Source organism: Pedobacter sp. HDW13 (assembly GCF_011303555.1).
Lineage (GTDB): Bacteria > Bacteroidota > Bacteroidia > Sphingobacteriales > Sphingobacteriaceae > Pedobacter.
This window is the reverse complement of the sequence record NZ_CP049868.1, coordinates 1,533,564-1,552,291: the sequence shown is the minus strand read 5'-3', so window position 1 is coordinate 1,552,291 and position 18,728 is coordinate 1,533,564. Positions and strand designations below refer to the sequence as shown.

16 protein-coding genes are annotated in these 18,728 nt (G+C 38.8%); 6 read left to right on the top strand and 10 right to left on the bottom strand.

Annotated elements, in window-relative coordinates:
- The first annotated feature begins 52 nt into the window (after positions 1–52).
- Positions 53–2,854: a lantibiotic dehydratase gene (locus G7074_RS06445; RefSeq protein WP_124560503.1), complete on the top strand. Its 2,802-nt coding sequence runs from the start codon at positions 53–55 to the stop codon at positions 2,852–2,854.
- On the opposite strand, the gene G7074_RS06440 is transcribed toward G7074_RS06445, so the two are convergent.
- Entirely contained in the window at positions 2,851–3,966 is a 1,116-nt protein-coding gene (locus tag G7074_RS06440; RefSeq protein WP_166207505.1) for a sensor histidine kinase, read from the bottom strand. The genes G7074_RS06445 and G7074_RS06440 overlap by 4 nt on opposite strands.
- 144 nt (positions 3,967–4,110) lie before the next feature.
- Between G7074_RS06440 and G7074_RS06435 the strand changes: the two genes are divergently transcribed.
- Both G7074_RS06435 and G7074_RS06430 read left to right on the top strand, forming a co-directional pair.
- Positions 4,111–4,257: a hypothetical protein gene (locus tag G7074_RS06435; RefSeq protein ID WP_158674056.1), complete on the top strand. Its 147-nt coding sequence runs from the start codon at positions 4,111–4,113 to the stop codon at positions 4,255–4,257.
- Positions 4,258–4,358: 101 nt separating this feature from the next.
- Positions 4,359–4,523 (top strand): hypothetical protein, encoded by a 165-nt coding sequence (locus G7074_RS06430; protein WP_158674055.1) that lies wholly within the window; start codon positions 4,359–4,361, stop codon positions 4,521–4,523.
- Here the strand turns inward: G7074_RS06430 and G7074_RS06425 are convergent.
- The gene (locus G7074_RS06425; RefSeq protein ID WP_124560501.1) at positions 4,510–5,253 is read right to left on the bottom strand and encodes a LytTR family DNA-binding domain-containing protein; all 744 of its coding nucleotides are present in this window, start codon (positions 5,251–5,253) and stop codon (positions 4,510–4,512) included. The two genes, G7074_RS06430 and G7074_RS06425, sit on opposite strands and share 14 nt — an antisense overlap.
- A gap of 388 nt (positions 5,254–5,641) precedes the next feature.
- Between G7074_RS06425 and G7074_RS06420 the strand changes: the two genes are divergently transcribed.
- Both G7074_RS06420 and G7074_RS06415 read left to right on the top strand, forming a co-directional pair.
- Positions 5,642–6,016: a hypothetical protein gene (locus G7074_RS06420; protein WP_124560500.1), complete on the top strand. Its 375-nt coding sequence runs from the start codon at positions 5,642–5,644 to the stop codon at positions 6,014–6,016.
- 20 nt (positions 6,017–6,036) lie between these two features.
- Positions 6,037–6,531 carry a type I restriction enzyme HsdR N-terminal domain-containing protein gene (locus G7074_RS06415; protein WP_124560499.1) on the top strand — a complete coding sequence of 165 codons (495 nt, stop codon included), beginning with the start codon at positions 6,037–6,039 and terminating at the stop codon, positions 6,529–6,531.
- Positions 6,532–6,687: 156 nt separating this feature from the next.
- Here G7074_RS06415 and htpG read toward each other — a convergent pair whose 3' ends face one another.
- The 7 genes from htpG to G7074_RS27850 form a co-directional block, all read right to left on the bottom strand.
- On the bottom strand, positions 6,688–8,574 hold the full coding sequence (gene htpG, locus G7074_RS06410) for a molecular chaperone HtpG (protein WP_205944167.1): 1,887 nt from the start codon (positions 8,572–8,574) through the stop codon (positions 6,688–6,690).
- Between the two features lie 157 nt (positions 8,575–8,731).
- Complete coding sequence (locus G7074_RS06405) at positions 8,732–9,124, bottom strand: PleD family two-component system response regulator (RefSeq protein WP_039471507.1); 393 nt, start codon at positions 9,122–9,124, stop codon at positions 8,732–8,734.
- Between the two features lie 110 nt (positions 9,125–9,234).
- Positions 9,235–10,098: an N-acetylglucosamine kinase gene (locus tag G7074_RS06400; RefSeq protein WP_124560498.1), complete on the bottom strand. Its 864-nt coding sequence runs from the start codon at positions 10,096–10,098 to the stop codon at positions 9,235–9,237.
- Positions 10,099–10,353: 255 nt separating this feature from the next.
- Positions 10,354–11,664 carry a TolC family protein gene (locus G7074_RS06395; protein ID WP_124560497.1) on the bottom strand — a complete coding sequence of 437 codons (1,311 nt, stop codon included), beginning with the start codon at positions 11,662–11,664 and terminating at the stop codon, positions 10,354–10,356.
- A gap of 1 nt (position 11,665) precedes the next feature.
- Positions 11,666–14,776, bottom strand: a complete 3,111-nt coding sequence (locus G7074_RS06390; protein ID WP_166207502.1) for an efflux RND transporter permease subunit — start codon at positions 14,774–14,776, stop codon at positions 11,666–11,668.
- 2 nt (positions 14,777–14,778) lie between these two features.
- Positions 14,779–15,411, bottom strand: coding sequence for an efflux RND transporter periplasmic adaptor subunit (locus G7074_RS27855; RefSeq protein ID WP_370526640.1), 633 nt, complete (start codon positions 15,409–15,411; stop codon positions 14,779–14,781).
- Positions 15,399–15,875 carry a biotin/lipoyl-binding protein gene (locus G7074_RS27850; RefSeq protein ID WP_370526605.1) on the bottom strand — a complete coding sequence of 159 codons (477 nt, stop codon included), beginning with the start codon at positions 15,873–15,875 and terminating at the stop codon, positions 15,399–15,401. Before G7074_RS27850 ends, G7074_RS27855 begins: the two co-directional genes overlap by 13 nt.
- A gap of 408 nt (positions 15,876–16,283) precedes the next feature.
- On the opposite strand from G7074_RS27850, the gene G7074_RS06380 reads away from it, so the two are divergent.
- Positions 16,284–18,062 carry a M61 family metallopeptidase gene (locus G7074_RS06380; RefSeq protein ID WP_240916480.1) on the top strand — a complete coding sequence of 593 codons (1,779 nt, stop codon included), beginning with the start codon at positions 16,284–16,286 and terminating at the stop codon, positions 18,060–18,062.
- A 106-nt stretch (positions 18,063–18,168) separates the two neighbouring features.
- Here the strand turns inward: G7074_RS06380 and G7074_RS06375 are convergent, their stop codons facing one another.
- Positions 18,169–18,633 (bottom strand): hypothetical protein, encoded by a 465-nt coding sequence (locus G7074_RS06375; protein ID WP_124560493.1) that lies wholly within the window; start codon positions 18,631–18,633, stop codon positions 18,169–18,171.
- Positions 18,634–18,728: the final 95 nt, after the last annotated feature.

Sequence of the window (18,728 nt, the reverse complement as noted above, 5' to 3'; positions counted from 1 at the left end):
ATCGCCCTTTTTAAATTAATCTTTGTAATTTTCCGCCTACCATTTAAACACAATGAAACTTCATATCCAACCAACAATAATTTTTAGAACACCTAAGTTTTCATATCAAACAGAACTTACTGATTGTTGGGAGGAGTTAAAAGAAGCCATTTCGATTTCTTCGGCAGCCTTTTACGAAACGATAAAAGAGGTAAAGGCTAGCGAATTAGCCGGTCTTCCACCTAAAATCCATTTTACCATCTGGAAGTATTTTAACAGGTCTAAATTCCGTGCAACCCCTTACGGTACCTTTGCCAGCTTTAGTTTATTGGATAATGGCATAAAGCCCGTTGCTGAACCTATTGTTGTGCAGGAAGCATTGCAGGTACGCGAACTGGTTGACTGGCCGCAAAAAAACAATATCGGGTTTCAGCTGGCCGAAATATTACCTAAAAACTGCATGCTTTTTAGCAACAGCAGCTATTACTTAACACCAAACAGCATTCGCTACATAGCTTGTGCCGATGGAGTGTTTGAGCTGGCAGAACTCGATTACGATAATACAGTAAAGCAGATTTTAGATAGCTGTTTAGCACCTATCAGCGTTAATGATCTGGTTAAGGCACTACAACTGGAGCATACTGAACTTGAAGGTTTATTTGGCTTACTGCAGGATATGCACGACCTGCAACTCATTTTTACTAATTACGACCCTAACATTATAGGCGCTGATTATTTTGAGCGTATTGGCTTTAACGATACTACCGGCCTACCTAAATATCTCCTTGCCCAAAGAGCCGTTCAGTCTGGAAATATTGAAGAGCGATTGCTTCAGGCAATTCCGGCATTAGCTAAATTAATGCAGGATATTTTGCCTGCCAAAGATCAAGGTGCGCTTGGGCAATTTACCACACGTTTTAAAAGGAAATTCGAAGATCAGGAAATTTCGCTATTGGTGGCCTTAGATCCCGAAACGGGCGTGGGCTATGATGAACTGGAACAGGCAGGGCAAAACGACGATTTTATAGCCAGGCTAAATAACAAGCCCTCAAAAAAAACAACAGAAAGCGAGCAGGTTAAAAACCAGTTGCGTGCAAACCTCTCTTCGCAAGGTTTCGAAAAAGGAAAAACCATTTTTTTGAACAAGCTTTCTTTTACGCCGAATGAAAAAATCTTGCCTCTGCCCAATTCGCTGAGTATGATCATGTCAGTTCAAGACGATCTTATTTTTGCCGAGCAGATAGGCGGAGCTACATCAAATGCTTTAACCGGCCGTTTTACGATGGCTGATGAAGCGGTTGAACGTTATACCAAAAGTATTGCCCGTATCGAACAGGAAGCTAACCCTGACGTTTTGTTTTTCGATGTAGCCTATATGGTCGAGACTACTGTGGATAACGTAAACAGGAGAAAACTGATTTATAACCACCAGTTGTCTATCTTAAATTTCGACACATCGGCTGCTCCTTTAGTTTTGAATGATATACAGCTATCGGTACGGGGTACAGAAGTTATACTCCGCTCTAAACGGTTAAATAAGCGGTTAATACCGCGCCTGGCCTCAGCCTATAATTATTCCCGTTCCGATCTTTCGGTATTCAGACTACTTTGCGATTTGCAACACCAGGGTTTGCAGAGCAATCTTTCCATTCCGCTCGATAGCATATTCCCCGATCTGGATTATTATCCGCGCTTGCAGTACCAGAATATCGTTTTGAGCAATAACAAGTGGAAAATCAAAAAGGAAAATCTTTTAGGCGCTGATAAAAAGTATCTGCCGGTTGATCGTTGCCGCGAATACCTGACCAAATTAGGACTAAGCCCATATTTTAAAGCAGGAGTAGCCGATCAGAAGCTGTGTTTTGCACTCGATAGCGATGAAGATCTGAATGCCTTTCTCCAGTACATGCAAAAACAAAGCAGCATTTATTTGGAAGAAGTTACCTTTCCTGAGGAAAGTGCTGTTGTTGATGAAAAATCGAAGCCTTATCTTTCGCAGTTTATCTTAAGTCTTACTCATAACCAACAACTTTATACTGGAATTACAGCCCATGCAGGATCTGCAGCAGTAACCCGTTTTTTTCCGCCGGGTAAGGAGTGGCTGTATTTCGAAATATATTCGCACCAACAGCGGTCAGATCAGGTTTTAGCCGAAGTTATTGCACCTTTCATTGCCAGTCATGAAGCTGATATCAAAACCTGGTTTTTTATAAGGTACAATGAAAATGGAAACCACATCAGGTTTAGGTTGCGGTTGCAAAACGAACTTAGGGCGCAGGCACTAATTGCCGACCTGATGGAAGACCTGGCTATACTTTTAAACAGTGGCCTGGTTTCGGATGTGCAGATTAAAACCTATAAACGGGAGCTTGAGCGTTACGGAAGTGATAATATTGAAAATGTAGAAAAACATTTTGCCGTCGACAGCGCATTTGTACTTTCGCTTTTTGAAACCCAGCCCAATCATTTTGATAAGTATAAACTTTGTGCAGCTTTGGTATCAACGCTGGTTGTTTCGAAAATAACCGACCGCCCAACCCTGTTTAAAATGATTAGCGGAATTTCTGATGCATTTAACCGCGAACATCATTTAGATGCAACTGATTTTAAACAGCTGAACAGTCAGTACCAGGAATTCAGAAAAGCTCCTTTTGGCGGATTAAACGAAGATCAGCAGCAGAACTTTAATGCTTTATCTGCTTCATTGATTGGTATGCTAAAACATACCCAGTCAACACAGCAGGCAAAACTATTTAGCGATTTAATGCACATGCATGTAAACAGGCTGTTTAATAAAGATCAGCGTACGCATGAAATGGTGATGTATTATTTCCTGGTAAAGGAAATTCAGCGTCAAAATGCAATGGCCCGTTAACGGTTTAACCTGGCCATTGGATTTACAATATTTACATCTATTTCTGTAATATACCGGTTTAACGGGTCTTTATAATACCTGAACATATAATCCTCACCATAAAAATTGTTCAGGCGTTTCGCAATATTTTCAATTCCCACATGGTGACTTTCTGTTTGCTTGCCCTTATTATCGTTAATCATGTTGATGGTGGTGATATTCAGGTTATTGTTCTGGTAAACAATCTTTATCTGTGCCGGTTGGGTAGAATGCGAAACATTCCCATGTTTAAAAATGTTCTCTACTAAAGTTAACAGGATAAGAGGTGGAAATCTGAGTCCGAATAAATCTCCGGTTACCTCAAGTTCGAGGTTAATGGTATTGGCGGTACGGAGCTTGTGAAGATTAATCAGGTGCTCAATTTGCTCAATTTCTTCACTTAAAGGAACTACCTCTGATGCTTCAGGCCGTTTAAGGGCATAGCGCATCATTTCGGCAAGGTTCATAATGGCATCAGCAGCCATAGGAGCCTTTTTTCGGGCATCATTATAAATAAAATTTAAGGTATTAAACAGGAAGTGAGGGTTAATCTGACTGCGCAGGTAATTATTCTGCGATTGTACTAAATCATTTTCCAACGCCTGTTTTTCAATTTGAGTAACCAGGTTCTGCCTTTCCAGCGCCTCTACCTTCTTTCGCTCTTCTAATGATTTATTAATATAAACGTAACCGGTAGCAAAACCAATAAATAATAACGAGCGGTAAATACAGTTTAAAACAAAATTCATACTGAGCGCAAGCGGCACCTCAACCTTAAACAGGTGGAGTTGTACAAGCAGGAGCCCCAGTAAATGGGTAGTAATAATATATGTACAAATGGCAAGTGCAATTAGCAGGAAAATCTTTAAAATTTTTAAGGTGCCCTTACTTCCGTCGAGTACCTTATTCAGAAAAAAGGAGTAGGTATAAAAAACAGAAATATTGGTTAAATAGATTACCACATAAATGGCGGGCGGTTGAAATCTTTTGCTCAGTAAGCCTAGAATAAATACTTCGTAAATGATGTAAATACCCCACACAATTAGATGAGACTTATACTTTTCGTAGAAGGTTTTTAAATTTAAAAGATTCATTTTTTTGCTTTTAATCTATTGAAATGCGGTTTTTATCTCCCAAAAATGGGGGTTTGTGTAAAAAAATAGTGGTAGTTGTTTTTCTGCCGCACCTTTACAGAAATTAATAACAACAATAAAAAATCACATCTAAAATAATATACCATGAAAGCGCAACACACAACTAAACTTGCAAAAAAAACTGTATTTGTTTATAAAAACATTAAAGATCAAAACAACTTCAGTACTAACCCAATTACCGATCAAAGCCAGACTATTGCAACAAACGGTACCTGGATTTTTGCTATCTAGTTAACAGTTCGCTTTTAATAACTTTTAATAATTCACGAACGGGCGATTTTTTTTTAATAGCCGTTCTTCATATAATTCTAACATTTAAAGTATATTCAATCATGAAAATGCAACAAACAGCCAAATTGACTAAAAAAACAGTATTCGTTTATAAAAGTATCAAAGACCAAAATAACTTTGAAACCAATCCAATTACCGATCAAAGTCAAACAATTGCCACTAATGGTACCTGGAGCATCATTGTGCTTACTACTACTGGTTTCTAGTCGATTTTAGTAAACTACTTTGAACATAGGCAAAGAAAGCATCTTTATAACCTTCGCCAATTTGTATCATTTCATTGTTTACCAAACGTATAATATTGCCATCAACCTTTTTTATGGCAGTTTTGGCAACAATATTTGATTTGTTTACCCTGATAAACGCATGAGTTTCAAGCGCTTTTTCGATCTCCTTTAATGTAAGGTAGGTTGTATGGGTTTCAGATTTGGTAATTATCTGGATGTAATTTTGCAAAGCCTTGATGTAAAGTATCTCATCAATGGCAATGTTCGAAAAAGCATACTTATGATCGCCTTTAATGTAAAGGGCAGCAACCTGATCAGCTTCTTTCGGAGTAGCTTTTGCAGCGTTGGCCTCTTTCTTTAAAATCCGGTCAATGCCTAATGCAAATTTTGCAAAGGAAATTGGTTTAAGTAAGTATTGATCCGATTGTACATCAAATGCTTGTAGGGCGTAGTCTGGATGTGCGGTAGTAAATATCAGGTATTTCGCTTTCTCTCTGATGTTTTTAGCCAACTCCAGACCGTTTATGCCTGGCATGTCAATGTCCATAAACAATAAATCAATCTCATCGTCAACACTAATTTCTGTAAGTGCCTGTACAGGGCTGGTAAAAGTCTTAAAAACCGTTAAACCAGGCATTTCGGCAATGTGATCCGTTAGTACCTCAATTGCATGTTGCTCGTCGTCAATAACAACGCATTTTAGATTCATGATTATTAAATATGTTTGTTTTTATGATTTGATTGCAAGTTAAATAAAAATGCATTGATTTAATAATAGGGCTAAAAAAAACTTCTCCCCAGTTTTATCTGAAAAAACCGGGGGTTTCGTGTAAAATTCTCCGGGGTTGATGTAAAAAACTTACCAGCCTAACTTCTTTTTCTAATCTTTAAACTGTTTGCCAAAAACAAATAATTGGAAGTGTTAAAAAGCTCCCGATGAAAAACATCTGCCTGCCCAATCTTGTGTAGCCTGTAGATAAGTAAATTAAAAACAGGCCATACAATACTGGGTTAAAAATTAACAATAGAAAAAACAAGAAAAGTAAATAATACCGAAAAATAAGAAAAATATTCCCCTACATCTATCTTCCTCTAAAATGAAACACAACGAATACGAGTACTTACTTAATAAGATCTACTACAACGGGATCCTCAAAAAACAGGGGGTGAACGCAGATATTTATCAGAGAATGCAGAATGAGTACAGCAATCTCGATATGAAAAATTTGGTAGAAGGTAAGCTGGATAGCGAATACGCTTTTAGAAAATCTTTTTTGGTTGTGCGTAATTACGTTCAGCAGGCGATTAAAGATGGGATGAAAAGTTTTCAATTTACCATGCGCGCCGGTGATATTACTAAACTGACTTATATGGTTGATATGTTGAACAGGAATTTTTTCGATAAACAAAGTTTAGATCAGATCATCATCACGGCTAACTCGGTATTCAATCAATATAACTTAAAAAATTAACTACCAACAAAGATATTACCATGGAATTAAAAGACGAAATCGGGCAATTTGCCGTAAGAATTAAGAAAATGCTTCCACAAGTTCAATCTGAAGATTTAACGCGGAATGCCTTAGTAATGCCTTTTATTCAAATTTTAGGCTTCGATCCTTCTGAGGTTCAGTCTGAAGCAGTTTTAGATTTTGGGGTTAAGAAAAGTAAAAAGGTAGATTACACCATTATGAAAGATGGCGAGCCAACTATTCTGGTTGAGTGTAAACACCATAACGATAATTTAGATATCCACGATTCGCGCTTATCTAAGTATTTCCGTAAAACAAAAGCTAAATATGGTTTATTAACCAATGGTTTAGTGTACCGTTTTTACACAGAGAAAATGGTTAGATCAAAGAAAAACCAGGAGCCTGCGTTTGAATTTAAAATCACTGATACTAAAGCTGCAACTATTGCTAAAATGATCGAAGAGCATAAAGATTACTTTAATGTAGATCAGAAACAAGGCGTATTAGCCAGCTAATAAAATATTAATTTTAATCTAAGAGTTCCCGAAAATTCTTACCTAAGGTCCTGATGTAAATCGGGACTTTTTTTATGCCTTGATTTTTTATTAAACCACAAAAAAGGGGAGTACCACAAATGGTCTCCCCTTTAAATATATTAGCTTTAAGATTGCTTAAATTAGCTCTACGCTTCTGCTAACGAAAGCAGTTAACTCAGCTCCGGTTAACATGCCTTGTGCCAGCAAGGCTAAATCTACTGCTTGCTTAGCTAAGGTACTTTGCTCAGCCTCTTCCGATTTAAGGATTTTACCAATTAACTTATGGTTACCGTTAATGGCAACTTTGTAATTGTCTGGCATCTGGCCATAAAAGCCCATTCCGCCACCCATAGCAGCCATATCTTTCATACGGCGCATAAACTCATCCATTGTAATGGTAACAGGTAACTCTTCAGGGTGTAAAGCCACAATTTCTACATGCATACCAGGTTTGGTAATGGCTTTTTCGAAAATGCCGGTTACTTCCTTAACCTGATCTTCGGTTAAAACGTGCTCGTTTTGCTCATCTTTTTCAATCAGCTTATCAGCAACGCTCGAATCAACACGTTTGATTGATGTTTTTTCAAGCTTCTGCTCTAACTGATTGATGAAATGGTTATCAATTGGCGAATCCAGTACCAGTACATCGTACTCTTTTTTATTGGCCGATTGTATAAAGGCATCCTGTTTAGCAGCATCGTTGGTGTATAAATAAACCACGCTACCATTTTTATCGGTTTGTAAAGGCGATACTTTCTCTTTGTATTCTGGTAAGGTATAAAGCTCGTTTTTGGTGTTGCCAACCAATGCAAAATCTTTAGCCTTATCATAAAATTTCTCTTCGCTAATCATTCCGTATTTAACAAAAAGACCAATGTCTTTCCACTTATCTTCGTAAGCTTTACGGTCTTTTGCAAATAATTCAGCAAGTTTATCGGCTACCTTTTTGGTAATGTAGTTATTGATCTTTTTAACGTTGCTATCGGCCTGTAAGAAACTACGTGATACGTTTAACGGAATATCCGGCGAATCGATTACACCATGCAATAACATCAAAAATTCAGGTACGATATCTTTTACCTCGTCGGTAATAAACACCTGGCGCGAGTATAATTTGATTTTGTTGCGTTGCATTTCAAAGTCGTTTTTCAACTTAGGGAAATACAACACACCGGTTAAGTTAAACGGATAATCTACATTTAAGTGGATCCAGAATAAAGGCTCTTCCGAAAATGGATATAATTCGCGGTAAAAATTCAGGTAATCTTCGTCTGACAAATCTGCAGGCGCTTTTGTCCATATAGGGTTGGTGGTATTGACGATGTTATCAACGGTTACATCGCTGTATTTTGCTTTACCTTCTTCATCAACACCATCTTCAACAGATTCTGTTTTGGTACCAAACTTAATTGGAACAGGCAAAAATTTAGCGTATTTATCAAGAATTTCCTGAAGTTTTGATTCTTCTAAAAACTCTTCCGAATCTTTGTTTACATGCAGGATAATATCTGTACCGCGATTGGTTTTGGTACCTTCGGTAATTTCGAATTCGGTACTGCCATCACAAACCCAACGTGCAGGCTCAGCGTCATCCTGGTATGATAAAGTTTGGATTTCAACCAAATCTGCCACCATAAATGCTGAATAGAAACCTAAACCGAATTTACCGATGATTTCGTTGGCATCTTTGGCGTCTTTGAATTTTTCTACAAACTCGCTTGCACCTGAAAATGCTACCTGGTTAATGTATTTTTTGATTTCTTCGGCAGTCATACCCAAACCATTATCGCTGATGGTAATGGTTTTTGCTTCTTTATCAACAGCAACCTGTACCAATGGCTGGCCAACTTCGCCGTTAAACTGGCCCAAAGAGCCTAATCTTTTAATTTTTTGAACTGCATCTACCGCGTTAGAAACCAACTCACGAAGAAAAATTTCGTTATCAGAGTATAAAAACTTCTTAATTATCGGGAAGATGTTCTCAGTATGTATCGAGATATTTCCTTTTTCCTGTATGCTCATATGTGAATAAATTGTTTAATCTATATCCTGCATAACAAGGGTTGTTCCAAAGGGTTTTATTTGCCAAAATGACAGATGGAAGAGGGAGAGGGAATGGCGCTAAAAAGAAAGCCAAAAAACGCTGGGTTCTTTGGCTTTAAAATCGTGTATGTTACGCTTAATTCAAAAGAAAACTAGGTTGATCTTCTTCAAGCGAAAGGATTTTTGAAATTTTCTTCAACAACACATCCATCTGGAAAGGTTTAGATAAAAAATCATCCTGACCATAGTTTAGCGTGGTAAAATCTTTGGGATCGTATAAGCCCGAAATCAGTAAAATCGGAATCTTTGAAGTGCTTTCAATAGACTTTAACTGCTCGCACAAAATACGCCCATCTATATGTCCAAGCGAAATATCCAGTAAAATCAAATCAGGGTTAAACTGCGCTATCCGGTTGAAAATTTCTTCCCCGTCATTTAGTGCAGAAACTTTAAAGCCGCCAATTTCCAGTATCAATTGTATGGTTTCTAAAACCTCAATATCATCATCTACTACCAGTATTCTCTTCATATGTATTCGCAATTATATGCTGTTAAAAGTATAACAAAAGTTTGTGGGCTTATGTTTACAATCTTAAGCATATTTTAACAATTTATTATAGCTTTAAAGTAGATTTTGATTTAACTGGCTTGCTGAATGATGCCCTCTTTGTGCAAAATAAAATTAAACAGCTCATCAATTGGTTTTTGTAAAATTTTGCCGGGCTCAATGCCGTTTTCTACCAATACCGAAATGAGTGCGTCCTGATAATAGTAGGCAATAGAACCTACAAAATGGCAGGGTACATTTTTATGTTTGGGATAATCTTTAACGTTGGTATCTACAAATTCCTGAAAGCCTTTTCTTAATATTTCCTGAATAAAAGGGTGGTCTTTGTGGTTAGCCATAAAACGGCTAAAACCTGCTAAATATATATTTGGAAATGGTTTTTGGTACACGTTGGTAATAATCTGCTCTTTTTCTGCAGGGAAGGTTTTTTTAAACTCTGCTGCTAAGTTTGAAGGCATTTTATTGTATAAGTAACTTAACAATACTTTTTTTCCAAAGAAGGTACCCGAACCCTCATCGCCTAGAACATAACCCAAGCCGTGGTGGCCATCGTGTATTTTCTTACCGTCGAAATAACAAATGTTAGACCCTGTACCTAAAATACAATTTAAGCCTTCGGCATTTCCGCAGGTAGCATACACTGAACCTAAAAGATCATGATCTACAGAAATAAAAGCTTTGGTGAAAATGGTTGATAGCCCGTTCGAAACCACTTCGTGCTTATCAGGAGAGGAGCAACCCGCCCCAAAAAAATAAATCTCTTTAACCTCATCTGCATATTGGATTAAGGATTCGTTTTTAGAAATTAACTTGGAAATTTCCTGCTCACTTAAAAAATAAGGATTTATTCCCGGCGTGCTAAACTTAACTGTTTCGCCATTGTGGTAGCCCATCCAATCGGTTTTTGAAGAGCCACTATCTGCAACAAGTATCATGGATTAAATATAAAGATAAATTACAGAATTTTAAACTTGAAATAATTTCGTTACCTCATTTTAACGCTTATTAGCAGTATTTTAACCACCATGTGCTTTATTAAAGGTTTTTAATCAATAGTTTACGTATTTTAACCAACAATCAGATATTATTGTGTTTTTAATTACAAAAATAGCTTTAATAACAGTCCCTAATGTTTTTTAACCGTAAACAACAATTTTTTATTTGTGCGTTTCAGATTAATCCCGCCCGGCTTATTTAATCAAATCAATACTTCCGCTAATTGCTTTTAATGTGGTTTCGGCTATTTTGGCCTGATACTGCATTTCAATGAAACGGTTTTGTGCATCAATGGCATTACGCTGCGCTTCTCTCAGTTCTAACGGGGCAATGCTGCCTAAGCGATATTTCGCTAAGGTAATATCCAGATTTTCTTTGGCAATATCTACATTTCGCTGCTCAAGCTTAATCAAATCCAGATAGGTATTGTAATTTTCGTATGCGGTAAGCAATTGCGAATTTACATCCAGCTTCGTTTTGTTTAGGGTAATGGCAGAGTTATCTATCTCTATTTTTGCATTCCGCTCTTGCTGGCGCTGTAAAAAGCCATTAAACAAATTAATACTTGCGGTAACGCCATAGGTAAATCCGTTTGCAGCAAATTTTTGGTTAAAGCCTGTTGGGCTGGTACTGTTTGCCCTGCTGTAACCCGAATTTAAGCTTACCGATGGGTACCTAGCCCCGCGGATTGATTTTAGATTTAGAGCAGCAATGCGCTGGTTAATAAATGCGTTTTGCACATTTGGGTTCTGTTGTTCGGCCATTTCGGCCATTTTACTAAACGAAATACCTTTATCTACATCAATTTTATTTTCTACCGAAAATGAAGTGCTAATATCCCTCACCATTAACTGATTTAAACGTACCCTGGCCACCTGCAAAGTGTTTTTTGCCTGCAGGTAGCTTGAAGTATCTGTATTGTAATCTACCTGTGCGCTTAATACATCCAGTTTTGAGCCGCGGCCGAGTTGTAATTTTGTTTTGGCAATATTGGCGCGCAAAACGGAAACATCCATAGCACTATCAGCAGCGATAACCAGCTGTTGTTGCCTTACCACATCGTAATAAGCAGTAATTACATCGGCTACGGTAGTTAAAATGGTTAAACGGGCATTCAGCTCGCCTTGTTTTTGCAGCTCCTTCAGGCGGTCGTAATTGGCGAACATGCTAAAACCATCAAAAATGGTCCAGTTTAAATCGGCACCATAACTGTTATTGGTACTTTTGGCACCCGTAATTACCCTATCTGGCCCGGTTGCAGGCGTTTGCCGCGTATTTTGGATACTCCCGCCATTGGTATAACTTCCCGAAAGATTAGGCAACATACCTGCATTACCAATATTGGCATTGTTTTTTGCAATGTCGATCTGATTTTTGCTGATTTTAATATCGTAGTTATTCTGTAAAGCAATGGTAATGGCTTCTTGCAGGCTTAGCTTTTGCTGTGCAAAACCCGAAAGCGATAAGCTTATCAGCAGGATAAATATTCTTAATTTCTTGCTCATCTTATTCTTCTATATGTAAAGCTTCCTGTTCAAAACGATGGGCTTCTTTTAATTCTTTATTCGGTTTGTAAGGTTTGGCCCAATAAGAGTAAATGGCTGGGATTACAAACAGTGTTAATACCAAAGAGAATAACGTACCACCTACAATTACGGTTCCCATACTCATTCTGCTTTTTGCAGCCGCACCCAAAGCAAGTGCAATAGGCAAGGCGCCAATGGCAATGGCCAAACTGGTCATTAAAATAGGGCGTAAACGTGAAACTGCAGCTTCTCTGATGGCTTCGGGAATGGCCATGCCTTTTTCTTTAAGCTGGTTGGCAAACTCTACAATTAAGATGCCGTTTTTAGTTACCAAACCAATAAGCATAATGGTACCAATCTGGCTGAAGATATTCCAGCTTTGGCCACATAACCAGAGCGATAAAAATGCTCCGGCAACGGCCATAGGTACTGTTAAAATGATAATAATCGGATCTTTAAAGCTTTCGAACTGTGCCGAAAGGATTAAATAAACCAGCAACAGGGCCAGGCCGAAGGCAAAGAATGTGTTAGATGAACTTTCTTTAAAATCGCGCGATTCGCCACTCAAGTCGGTTGAGAAGGTTTCGTCTAATACTTTTTTAGATATGGCATCCATGGCATCTATACCTTCGCCAATACTTTTACCCGGCGCTAAGCCTGCCGAAACGGTAGCCGCAATAAAACGGTTGTTCCGGTACAATTGTGGCGGGCTGCTTTCTTCTTTAGCGGTAACCACATTATCGAGCTGAACCAGTTCGCCTTTATCATTACGTACATAAACCGAGCTCAAATCCAAAGGATCTTTTCTGTCGCCGCGATCGAACTGGCCAATTACCTGATACTGTTTCCCGTTCATAAAAAAGTAAGAAAACCTTTGCCCACTGAGTCCTAAATTTAAAGTTTGTGCAATGGCTGAAATAGAAACACCTAAATTTTTGGCTTTGTCGCGGTCGATGGTCAGGTTAATTTCCGGCTTGTTAAATTTCAGGTTCACATCCGAAACTGTAAATGTAGGGTCTTTGGCTACCGCATCCATAAACAATGGAATTTTCTCACGTAGCTTTTCAAAATTTTGTGCCTGAATAATGTAACTGATGGGTAAGCCGCCCCGGCGACCAACTGAAATGGTAGGCTGCTGGCTCACAATTGTTTTTCCTTCTGTGTATTTTTTGGTTATCCGGGTAAGCATATCTGCAATATCCTTTTGCGAACGTTCACGGGTTTCCGGATCCGTTAAACCCATCCTCACAAAACCTGAGTTTACAGCACCCGAGCCACCAAAACTTGGTGAGCTGATGGTAATGTTCACATTCTTTTCTGGAACAGAATCAATCACCAACTGGTTCAGTTTCATGATAAACTTATCGGTATAGGCAAAAGAAGCTCCTTCTGGCGTAGATACGTTAATGTTGATGGCACTGCGGTCATCATACGGGGCAGTTTCTTTTGGCAGTATCTTCCAGAAAAGAAAAATAAGGCCCATACATACCAGGATAATCGGTACGGAAAGCCATCTTTTATCTAAAAATTTATTCAGGTTCGATTCGTAGGCATCGTTTAACTTTACAAAATAAGGCTCAGTCCAGTTGTAGAAACGCGATGGTTTATGCCCGCCTTTTTTCATCAGGTAGGCATTTAGCATCGGTGTAAGGGTAAGCGAAACGAAAGCTGATACCAATACCGCAGCACCGATTACCACCCCAAATTCCCTGAACAAACGACCCACAAATCCCTGTAAGAAAATTACCGGTAAAAACACTGCGGCAAGTGTAATAGAGATTGATATTACAGCAAAAAAGATTTCGTTTGATCCTTTTATGGCAGCTTCAAATGGCGACATGCCTTCTTCTACCTTTTTGAAGATATTTTCGGTAACAACGATACCGTCATCCACCACCAAACCTGTTGCCAGTACAATGGCCAGTAAACTCAATACGTTTATCGAAAAGCCAAAGGCATACATGATAAAAAACGTGAAAATGAGCGACACCGGAATATCAATCAACGGCCTGAAGGCGATGGCCCAGTCTCTAAAAAACAGGTAAATAATTAAAATTACCAGTACCAGCGATAAACCGATGGTTTCGGCAACTTCGGTAACCGAACGTTTGATAAAAAGGGTATTATCTAGGGCTACTTTTAATTTAATATCCTGTGGGATATCGGCCTTTAATTTATCGAAACGTTTGTAAAACTCTTTACTGATATCGAGATAATTGGCTCCGGGTTGAGGGATAATAGCGATGGCTACCATCGGTCTGCCCGATTCGCGTAAAATAGTCTCCTCGTTTTCAGGCCCCAGAACGGCATAACCCACATCTTTTAATTTAATTACCTGGTTGCTGTCTGATTTGAGGATCAGGTTGTTAAACTGGCTTTCGTTGGTCAATTTACCAAGGGTTTTTACGGTCAGTTCGGTAGTGGCCCCGGTAATTTTTCCCGATGGAAGCTCTACGTTCTCATTGTCCAGAGCGGTAACAATATCCTGCGAGGTTAAGCCATAAGCGCTCAGTTTATTCGGATCCATCCAAATACGCATGGCATATTTACGCTGCCCCTGAATTTGAACACTACTTACTCCCGGAATGGTTTGAATACGATCTGCAATTACATTTTCGGCAAAATCACTTAACTCGAGTGTATTGCGCTTATCACTCTGGATCGTCATCGATAAAATCGGGTCAGAGTTGGCATCGGCCTTGCTTACAACAGGTAATCCGTCAATATCTTTAGGCAAGTTTCTGGCTGCCTGCGAAACTTTATCACGAACATCATTGGCTGCCTCTTCAATGTTTTTATCGAGATTAAACTCAATGGTGATGTTACTGGCTCCCTGGTTACTGGACGAAGAAATATTCCTGATCCCATCGATCGAATTGATCGATTTTTCAAGCGGTTCGGTAATCTGCGATTCAATGATATCCGAGTTGGCACCAGGGTAGGAGGTTCTTACCGAAACCACCGTCGGATCGATAGAAGGGTACTCGCGCACCCCCAGAAAGGTATAGCCAATTATCCCGAAAAGGACAATCAGCAAGTTCATCACAATGGCCAGAACAGGCCTTTTTATACTCGTGGTGGAGATGCTCATAATTATTCTTTAACCAAATGAACTTTAACCGGCGCATCTTTCTTCAAAGCCATCGAGCCTGTGGTTAAAACTGTGTCGCCTGCTTTTAATCCCGAAGTAATTACAATGTTTTCATCGGTACGGGTACCGGCCTCTACATTAACTTCCTTTGCTTTGCCATCTTTCTGTATATAAACAATTTTGCCTTTTAAAACCGGAATAACAGCTTCGTTAGGGATCAGGATCGCATTTTGAAGGGTGTTTAAGGCCAGTTTAATTTTGGCAAATGAGCCCGGCAATAGTGCATTATCGGCATTTGGCGCCAAAGCCCTGATTTGTAAAGTGCGTGTTGCTGCATTAATACCCGGCTCTATGGCATATACTTTTCCTTTGTTCTGTTTGGCAGAACCATCGGTAGTAAAAATAATTTCAGAATTTATTTTAACCTGACCGGCGTATTTCTCTGGTACGGAGAAGGTAACCTTAACCGGATTGGTGCTCACCAGATTGGCAATTACGGTGGCAGGTGTTAAATAGGTTCCGGCAGAGATGCTGCGTAAACCCACCCGGCCTGTAAAAGGCGCCCGGATAGTAGTTTTTGCTAATTGCGCCCTGATTAATTGCGCTTGTGCCTGTAAAGATTTTAAATCTGCCAGGGCCGTGTCGTATTCTTCCTGACTGATTGCCCCTTGGCCAGCAGTTGTTTTGCCCGATTTTCGTTGGTGGCAGAAAGTTTTTGCTTGGTTAGCGCATCCTGCAATTGCGCCTGTATATCTCTATCGTTTACTTTTACCAGCACACTTCCTTTAGCTACAGTGGTGCCTTCCTGGAAATAAATTCCGGTAACCAACCCCGATACTTCACTTTTTAATACTACCGATTCATTGGCTTCAATGGCGCCGGTTACTTCCAGGTCGTTGTTAAACGATACCGGTTTTACCACAATACCATCTACCACAAGCGGCGCCGATTTTCCGTCTTTATCGCCTGCTTTACCTTTTCCTGCACCGGCAGAAGCTCCGCCTTTTCCCTCTAGTTTTTTGTTTGCGTTAATTCTGTAATATACCAGATAGGCCAGGCCCAGAGCTAAAACAGCATAAAAAATATACCTTTTCTTCATGTTTAAATTTGTGTCGTGCTTGTTCCGGACATTAAAATAGCATTAATACCCTAGCATTAGAGGGCAAAAATATCCAAATAGTTTAGTCCTAAATTTGTTGTATTAAGGATGTTACAGCGCTACAGCTTGGAGTTTGCAGTTTTCAGCTGGGAGTTAACTATTCGTGAACAAGATGTAATTGGCATTTATATGCTACAACTTAGTTAAAGGCAAGAATTATGGTTGACGTTTATAGTTTGGCTGACCAAAAGACCATTAACTATCAACTGTGATACAATGAAAATTTTACACCACATTTAGCTATTTCATACTGAAAACCCATCAATAAATCTAAATTTGCAGCAAAACACAGTGAATATGTTTAATAAAAAATCAATTTTAAGTTTAGTTTTACTACTAACGTGTATTATGGCAGCGAAGGCGCAGGTAAAAATAGGCTTTGAGGTTTCTTTTAAAGAACCACAAGCACATTATGCAGAGGTGCAGATGAATATTTCTGGACTGGCAAAAGATTATGTAGATGTAAAAATGCCGGTATGGACCCCTGGTTCTTACCTGGTACGCGAATTTGAAAAAAGTGTAGAAGAGTTTAAAGCTTCTGCAGCCGGTAAAGCGGTTAAAGTAGAAAAAGTAAGAAAAAATATTTGGAGAATCTTTTCGGCAAATGCCAAAGATATTCAGATTAATTACCGCGTTTATGCATTCGAAATTTCTGTTCGTACTGCATTTATCGATGAGTCGCATGCATTTTTATCGCCTACTGCAATTTTTATGCACCCTGATGGCATGATTAAATCGCCAAGTACGGTTAAAATTATTCCTTTTAATACCTGGTCTAAAGTTTCAACAGGCTTAACCCCGGTTACAGGCGAACAGTTTACTTATAAAGCTACTGATTTTGATATTTTATATGATAGCCCGATTGAAGTAGGTAACCAGGATACTTTTGAGTTTACTGCTGCGGGTGTTCGCCATGAAGTGGCCATGTATGGTGGTGGTAACTACGATAAAGAAAAACTTAAAGTAGATATGGCTAAAATTGTAGAGAAAGAAACTGCAGTTTATGGCGAAAACCCTAATAAATACTATCTTTTTATTGTACATAACTTTTTAAAAGGTGGCGGTGGTTTAGAGCATTTAAACTCTACTACTTTAGGCGCTACCAGAAATGCTTACAATACTGTCGAAGGTTATAAAGGCTTTTTAGGTTTGGTTGCGCACGAATATCACCACCTTTGGAATGTGAAACGTTTGCGTCCTGTTGCTTTAGGCCCTTTCGATTACGATAACGAGAATTACACCACTAACCTTTGGGTGGCCGAAGGTTTTACCTCTTATTATGAGAATAAATATTTGCACCGTGCAGGTTTTACTGATGTAAACGAATTTTTGAAAGATTTAGCAGGAGGTGTAGGTACAGTTTTAAATACACCTGGTGCCAAATACCAATCAGCCGCTTCTTCTAGTTACGATGCCTGGATTATCGGTTATCGTCCGAACGAGAACTCAAAAAACAATTCAATTTCTTACTACAATAAAGGTGAGGTAATTGGTATTTTGATGGATCTCGAAATTATTAATGCTACAAAAGGCGCTAAAAGTTTGGATGATGTAATGAAAGCCATGTACTTGCAGTGCAAAACTTTAAAACGCGGCTATACCGATGCCGAATTTAAAGCCATGGTTGAAAAAATATCGGGAATTAGTTTTACCAATTTCTGGGCAAAATACGTTAACGGTGTTGATGATGTAGAGTATGTAAAATATTTCGGCTATGCTGGTGTTGATGTTGCGACCGAAAATGCCACTCCAGGGAAACCCGTTACCGGTGCTGCAGTTCAGTTGGGTAATATTGGTTTAGAAGTAACTTCGGTTGTCCGAAATTCGGCTGCCTGGATAAATGGTTTAAACGTTAACGATGTTATTGTGCAAATTGATGGATTGTCGTTGAGTGAAGCATTGAAAAGTGTAAAACTGAAAGATCCTAAATTTTCGTTAGATATTTTGCCGCTTATTACCAATAAAAAAGCAGGCGATCAGCTAAGCGTTAAAGTAATCAGGGATGGCCTGGAGAAAGAATTTTCTTTAACCCTTAAAGAAAATCCAAATGTACGCTTAAAGGCAACCGTTAACGAAAATGCAACAGCCGCTCAAAAAGCTGTATTGAAAAAATGGACAGGAGTTTAGTTAACAGTTTTCAGTTAGCAGCGCTCAATTGGGCATAAAAAAATCCCGTAAGAAATTAATCTTACGGGATTTTTTTATGCTTAGCACCCTGCGCGCTACGTTTCGCTTAGAAAGTATATCTAAAACCTAAACCAAATCGGCCGGCATTAAAATCACTGTCGTTGCTGCCCAAATAAATTCTTGGTCTCCAATCTAAAGCTAAAGCCAATGGTGCACCGCTAAATTTATAATCTAAACCAACCATCGGAACCAGAAAAAAGTTAGAACCACCATCATACAATTGAATTGAAGGACCTCCACCAATATACCAGTCTAAACCTCTTGCGCCTGGAATTGAAGAATTGTACTGTAAAAAGCCCTGGATAATTGTAGAGTTACCACCAAATAGAACATCACCCTGAATAGCAGCTTTTGGACTAAAATGGTGTCTGATAGATGGACCTACCAAAGTAGCACCATCACCAAAATCGATACCTAAACCTAAGCCGGTTTTATAGTTTTGAGCTTTAACGTTTGTTGTACTCAGTGCGAATAATGCAATGCATCCTAAAATTGTAAATAACTTTTTCATAATTGATATGTTTTTGTAAAATAATTATCAGCTTAACAACTTTAATGCCGTTTCTGTTTTTAAGGTCAAAATCAGGAACGATTAAAAAACAATGC